The organism is Arthrobacter sp. P1_D12, from assembly GCF_056406175.1.
Window position 1 is genome coordinate 1 of record NZ_JBFUAR010000046.1, and the last position, 5822, is coordinate 5822.

Annotated in this window: 4 protein-coding genes, 1 pseudogene and 1 riboswitch; of the genes and pseudogenes, 4 read left to right on the forward strand and 1 reads right to left on the reverse strand. The window is 65.6% G+C overall.

Translation table 11 applies throughout. From position 1 onward, the window contains the following. Positions 1-166, reverse strand: a pseudogene (locus AC1DZV_RS21670) (lipoyl synthase); the annotation flags it as partial. A gap of 271 nt (positions 167-437) precedes the next feature. After that, positions 438-535: riboswitch (glycine riboswitch) on the forward strand. Positions 536-691: 156 nt separating this feature from the next. On the opposite strand from AC1DZV_RS21670, the gene gcvP reads away from it, so the two are divergent. From gcvP to AC1DZV_RS21690, 4 genes are all read left to right on the forward strand, one after another. After that, positions 692-3580 carry an aminomethyl-transferring glycine dehydrogenase gene (gcvP, locus tag AC1DZV_RS21675; protein WP_476952326.1) on the forward strand — a complete coding sequence of 963 codons (2889 nt, stop codon included), beginning with the start codon at positions 692-694 and terminating at the stop codon, positions 3578-3580. 11 nt (positions 3581-3591) lie between these two features. Continuing rightward, positions 3592-4728, forward strand: coding sequence for a glycine cleavage system aminomethyltransferase GcvT (gcvT, locus tag AC1DZV_RS21680; RefSeq protein WP_476954558.1), 1137 nt, complete (start codon positions 3592-3594; stop codon positions 4726-4728). Positions 4729-4804: 76 nt separating this feature from the next. Next, a complete protein-coding gene (gcvH, locus tag AC1DZV_RS21685; RefSeq protein WP_476952324.1) occupies positions 4805-5188 on the forward strand; it encodes a glycine cleavage system protein GcvH in 384 nt (127 codons plus the stop codon). Next, a partial coding sequence (locus tag AC1DZV_RS21690; RefSeq protein ID WP_476954559.1) for a PLP-dependent aminotransferase family protein occupies positions 5185-5822 on the forward strand: 638 nt, incomplete at its 3' end. The genes gcvH and AC1DZV_RS21690, both read left to right, overlap by 4 nt.

Here is a 5822-nt window from a genome sequence, read left to right on the forward strand (position 1 = left end):
CACACACCGTGTGGAGGCCCTCCTTCTTGACGAGGTTTTTGAGCTGGACGAACTCCGGGCCCATCTGGACCTTGGCCTTGATCCATTCCGGCTTCCGTTCCACCGGTGTGGCCGCGTTTCGCTGCTCAATGCGCAGCATCTTCCGGCCTCCTGGTGCCAGTGTCACAGTAGAGCTCCTTCTGGGCCAGGGGGGGCGGTGTTTTCGGGCAATTTCATAGTCAGGGCTTGGCCGCGGTCCCGTCTACGCACGAACGATGCGGTCTTGTCAGCGAGTATAGACATTCGTATAAAGTCCGCGCGGCGGAGCGGCTTTCATACATATGAATAAAGGACATCGACAAAATTAAGCAGGTTGTTGTAGCCGGCCGTTCAGGCCCTGCCGGATAATGAATGACAACACCGCTGTGACCCCGGTCACGGCGTAAGCGACACGCTTTTGATCTGCGGCGGGAGAGTCCCGCAAGCAAATGATGCGGGCGCCGTAGGAGCAAATCCTCCCCGGGAATCTCTCAGGCCCACGTACCGCCGCGGCGAGGCAACTCTGGAAAGCAGCTCGCTCTTCACCATGAAGGGCAAGCTCACCGACGGTGCAAGCAGACCCTGTCTGCGGAATCTCTCAGGTCCACGACAGAGCGGGGAGGGACCCGATCCATAGCCGTGTCCTGCGGGCCGGCCAGACCCTGGAGTTCCTATGACCGTTCAGTCCAATCCCTCTGCCTTCGTTGACCGGCACATCGGCGCGCGCCGCCAGGCCGACATCGACGCCATGCTCAAGGCGATCGGCTATGACAGCGTTGACGGCCTGGTGGACACCGCCGTGCCCGACTCCATCCGCCAGCAAAGCCCGCTCAGCCTGGACAGCGCATTGAGCGAGGTCGAGGTGCTGGCGGAGCTGCGCCGCCTGGCGTCCAAGAACAAGACGGCCGTGCAGATGATCGGCCAGGGCTACTACGGCACGCACACCCCGCCGGTGATCCGCCGCAACATCCTCGAAGCCCCGGCCTGGTACACCGCCTACACCCCGTACCAGCCGGAAATCTCCCAGGGGCGCCTCGAGGCGCTGCTGAACTACCAGACCATGGTCCAGGACCTCACCGCTCTGCCGGTTGCGAATGCGTCCCTCCTCGACGAGGCCACTGCCGTCGCCGAGGCGGTGCTCCTCATGCGCCGGGCCAACAAAAACAAGTCCGCTGCCGGGGCCAAGACCGTCCTCGATGCCGATGTGCTGCCGCAGACCATCGCGATCGTCAAGGGCCGCGCCGAAGCCCTCGGCTTCGAGGTCGAGGTCGCCGACCTCTCCAAGGGCCTGCCCGAGGGCGTCATCAACGGCGTCGTCCTGCAGCAGCCGGGCGTCTCCGGCCGGGTGTGGGACCAGTCCGCCGTGATCGCGGAGGCTAAAGAACGCGGCGCACTTGTCACCGTGGCGGCGGATCTGCTTGCCCTGACCCTGATCACCCCTCCAGGCGAGCAGGGGGCGGACATCGCCGTCGGCTCCACGCAGCGCTTCGGCGTGCCCCTGTTCTTCGGCGGCCCGCACGCCGCCTACATGGCGGTGCGTGAGGGCATGGAACGCACGCTTCCTGGCCGCCTCGTGGGTGTCTCCAAGGACAATGCCGGCGTCCCCGCGTACCGCCTGGCCCTGCAGACCCGCGAGCAGCACATCCGCCGTGAGAAGGCCACGTCCAACATCTGCACCGCCCAGGCGCTGCTGGCCATCGTCTCCTCGATGTACGCCGTCTATCACGGCCCCGACGGGCTGAAGGCGATCGCCGAGGCCGTCCACCACAACGCCCGCACCCTGGCAGCGTCGCTTAAGGCCGCCGGCCGCGAGTTGGTTTCCGAGTCCTTCTTCGACACCGTCACGGTCCGGGTCCCCGGCAAGGCCGCCAAGGTCATCGCAGCGGCCGAGGCCCGCGGCATCAACCTGCGCGTGATCGACGCCGACACGGTGGGTGTCTCCGTTGATGAAACCACGACGCCGGAAGTCGTCGCCGCCGTTGCCGTCGCCTTTGGCGCTGGTCCGGTCGGTGAGGCCAAGGGTCTTGAACTGCCAGAGTCTGTGCTGCGCTCGTCTGTCTTCCTGCAGCATCCGGTCTTTAACACGCACCGTTCCGAGACCCAGCTGCTGCGCTACATCCGCCGCCTCTCGGACCGTGACCTGGCCCTGGACCGCACCATGATCCCGCTGGGGTCGTGCACCATGAAGCTGAACGCCACGGCCGAGATGGAAGCCATCTCCTGGCCGGAGTTCGCCTCCATCCACCCCTTCGCCCCGGAATCCCAGACCGCGGGCTGGCGTGAACTGATCGAGGACCTCGAAGCCCAGCTGACCGAGATCACCGGCTACGACCAGGTCTCCATCCAGCCGAACGCCGGCTCCCAGGGCGAGCTCGCGGGCCTGCTGGCGATCCGCGGCTACCACCACTCCCGCGGGGACGCGCAGCGCACCGTCTGCCTGATCCCGGCCTCCGCGCACGGCACGAACGCCGCCTCCGCGGTGCTCGCCGGCATGAAGGTAGTGGTGGTGGCCACGGCTTCGGACGGCACGATCGACCACGCGGATTTGACCGCGAAGATCGAGGCGAACAAGGACGCGCTGTCCTGCATCATGATCACCTACCCGTCCACCCACGGGGTGTACGACGCCGATGTCCGCGAGGTCTGCGACGCGATCCACGCCGCCGGCGGCCAGGTCTACATCGACGGCGCCAACCTCAACGCCCTCGTCGGGCTGGCCCAGCCGGGCATGTTCGGCGGCGACGTCTCGCACCTGAACCTGCACAAGACCTTCTGCATCCCGCACGGCGGCGGCGGACCCGGCGTCGGCCCGGTCGCGGCCAAGGCCCACCTCGCCCCCTTCATGCCGGGGGACGCGAACAATGACTCTGAGGGGACTGGCGTTGCCATCTCTGCCTCCCGCTACGGATCTGCAGGTGTGCTGCCGATCTCCTGGGCGTACGTGAAGCTCATGGGCGGCAGGGGCCTCACCGAGGCGACCAAGTCGGCCCTGCTCGCAGCCAACTACGTTGCGTCCCGGCTGGATGAGCACTTCCCGGTGCTCTACATGGGCGCGGGTGGCCTGGTGGCCCACGAGTGCATCCTGGATTTGCGTGAACTGACCGCCCGCTCTGGAGTGACGGCCGAGGACGTGGCCAAGCGCCTGATCGACTTCGGCTTCCACGCCCCCACGCTGTCCTTCCCCGTGGCGGGCACCCTCATGGTGGAGCCCACCGAATCCGAGGACCTTGCGGAGATTGACCGCTTCGTCGAGGCGATGATCACCATCCGCCAGGAAATCGACCAGGTCGTCAACGGCGACTTCACTGTGGAGAACTCGCCGCTGCGCAACGCACCCCACACGGCTGCCGCCGTCGTTAGCTCTGATTGGGACCGCGGGTACCCGCGTGAGCAGGCGGCGTTTCCGGTCCTTCACCTGAAGCAGGACAAGTACTTCCCGCCGGTCGGACGCATCGACGGCGCTGCCGGGGACCGCAACCTGGTCTGCTCCTGCCCACCCCTCGAAGACTTCGAGGAAAGCACAGCAGCGTTCGAGGACCACTCCGACGACTCCGCTAACTAAGGACTGACTCAATGACTGAGAACTACACCGCTCTTTACGAGCAGCACAAAAAAGCCGGCGCCTCCTTCACGGACTTCGGCGGTTGGCAGATGCCCCTTAAATACGAATCGGAACTCGCAGAGCACCACGCTGTCCGCAACGCCGCGGGCCTGTTCGACCTCTCCCACATGGGCGAAGTCTGGGTCACTGGCCAGGACGCGGCCGCGTTCCTCGACTACGCCCTGGTCGGGAAGCTGTCGGCGGTCGCCGTTGGCAAAGCAAAGTACTCGCTGATCTGCAACCCCGACGGCGGCATCATCGACGACCTCATCACCTACCGCCGTGGCGAACAGAAGTTCCTGGTGGTACCCAACGCGGGCAACGCCAAGGTAGTCGCCGCGGCCCTCGCTGAGCGGGCCGGTTCCGGAAAGGAAGGCGGGTTCGACGTCACCGTCCAGGACGCCTCCGCCGAGACCTCGCTGATCGCCGTCCAGGGCCCCAATGCAGAAGCCATTCTGCTGACCCTTGTCCCAGCGGAGCAGCACGTCCTGGTCACCGAACTGAAGTACTACGCTGCGGTTGAGGTCCAGATCAACGGACAAGATCTGCTCCTCGCCCGCACCGGCTACACCGGCGAGGACGGCTTCGAGATCTACATCCCGAACGAGGATGCGGCAGGTCTCTGGGAAGCACTGCTGGATGCGGGCGAACGATACGGCCTCATCCCGGCCGGCCTCGCGTCCCGCGACTCCCTGCGCCTCGAAGCCGGCATGCCGCTCTACGGCAACGAGCTCTCCCGCTACGTCAACGCCTACGCCGCCGGACTGGGCCCGGTTGTCTCGCTCGCGAAGGAAAGTGACTTTGTGGGCAAGGAGGCGCTGACGGCGATCAAGGCTGCCGGCGTCGGATCGTCCATCGGCCCAAAACTCGTGGGACTCAAGGGCACGGGCCGTCGGGCAGCGCGGGCCCACTACTCCGTCCTCAAGAACGGATCGCTCATCGGCGAGGTGACTTCGGGTCAGCCGAGCCCGACGCTCGGTTACCCGGTCGCCATGGCGTACGTCGACGTCGAGCACTCAGAACTGGGCACGATCGTCGACGTTGACCTGCGCGGCAAGGCGGAACCGTTCGAAGTGGTCGCGCTGCCGTTCTACAAGCGTCAAAAGTAAGTCCTGTCGAGTCGTCTTTGGTCCGAAGGGACCGGGACAAACAAGCTTTACGAACTAGAAGAAAGATGGAATTGAGATGAGCAAAGTGGTTGCTGAACTGAAGTATTCGGCTGAGCATGAGTGGGTTGCGCGGGAGGCCGGGAACGTTGTGTCCATCGGCATCTCCGCCGTCGCCACCGACGCCCTGGGCGACATCGTTTACGTGGACCTGCCCGAGGTCGGGTCGACGGTGACTGCGGGGGAGACCTGCGGTGAGGTTGAGTCGACCAAGTCGGTCTCGGACCTCTACGCACCGGTGACGGGTGAGGTCACCGAGGTCAACGACGCCGTTGTCGATGACCCTTCTCTGATCAACAGCGATCCGTACGGCGCCGGCTGGCTCTTCAAAGTGGCCGCCGAATCGGACGGCCCGCTGCTCTCGGCCCAGGAGTACGCGTCCAAGAACGGTGGCGAACTGTGAGCGCGGTAACCGCGACCGCAGGCACAAGCACCGTCGCGTTTGAGCAGGTCGTGTCGGCGAGCCTGGATGCGGACCTGTCCGTGCTGGATCCGGAGATCGCCGCGACGATCGACGCCGAACTGAGCCGGCAACGTGACGGGTTGGAGATGATCGCTTCGGAGAACCACACGGCCTGGGCTGTGATGCAGGCGCAGGGTTCGGTGCTGACGAACAAGTACGCCGAGGGTTACCCGGGCAAGCGTTACTACGGCGGCTGTGAGCACGTTGACGTGATCGAGCAGCTCGCGATCGACCGGGTCAAGGCCCTGTTCGGCGCCGGGTACGCGAACGTCCAGCCGCACTCCGGCGCGCAGGCCAACGCCTCGGTGATGCACGCCCTGATCCGGCCCGGGGACACCATCATGGGCCTGAACCTGGCCCACGGCGGCCACCTGACCCACGGGATGAAGATCAACTTCTCCGGCCGGCTGTATAACGTCATTCCGTACCAGGTCCGTGAAGAGGACCACCGGATCGACATGGCCGAGGTCGAGCGCCTGGCCCTGGAGCACAAGCCGGCGCTGATCGTGGCCGGCTGGTCCGCGTACGCCCGGCAGCTCGACTTCGCCGAGTTCCGCCGGATCGCGGACTCCGT

Bases quoted from the DNA above. Each gene is read 5' to 3' on its own strand.
- gcvP (WP_476952326.1), top strand. From the start codon at position 692: ATGACCGTTCAGTCCAATCCCTCTGCCTTCGTTGACCGGCACATCGGC.
- gcvT (WP_476954558.1), top strand. From the start codon at position 3,592: ATGACTGAGAACTACACCGCTCTTTACGAGCAGCACAAAAAAGCCGGC.
- gcvH (WP_476952324.1), top strand. From the start codon at position 4,805: ATGAGCAAAGTGGTTGCTGAACTGAAGTATTCGGCTGAGCATGAGTGG.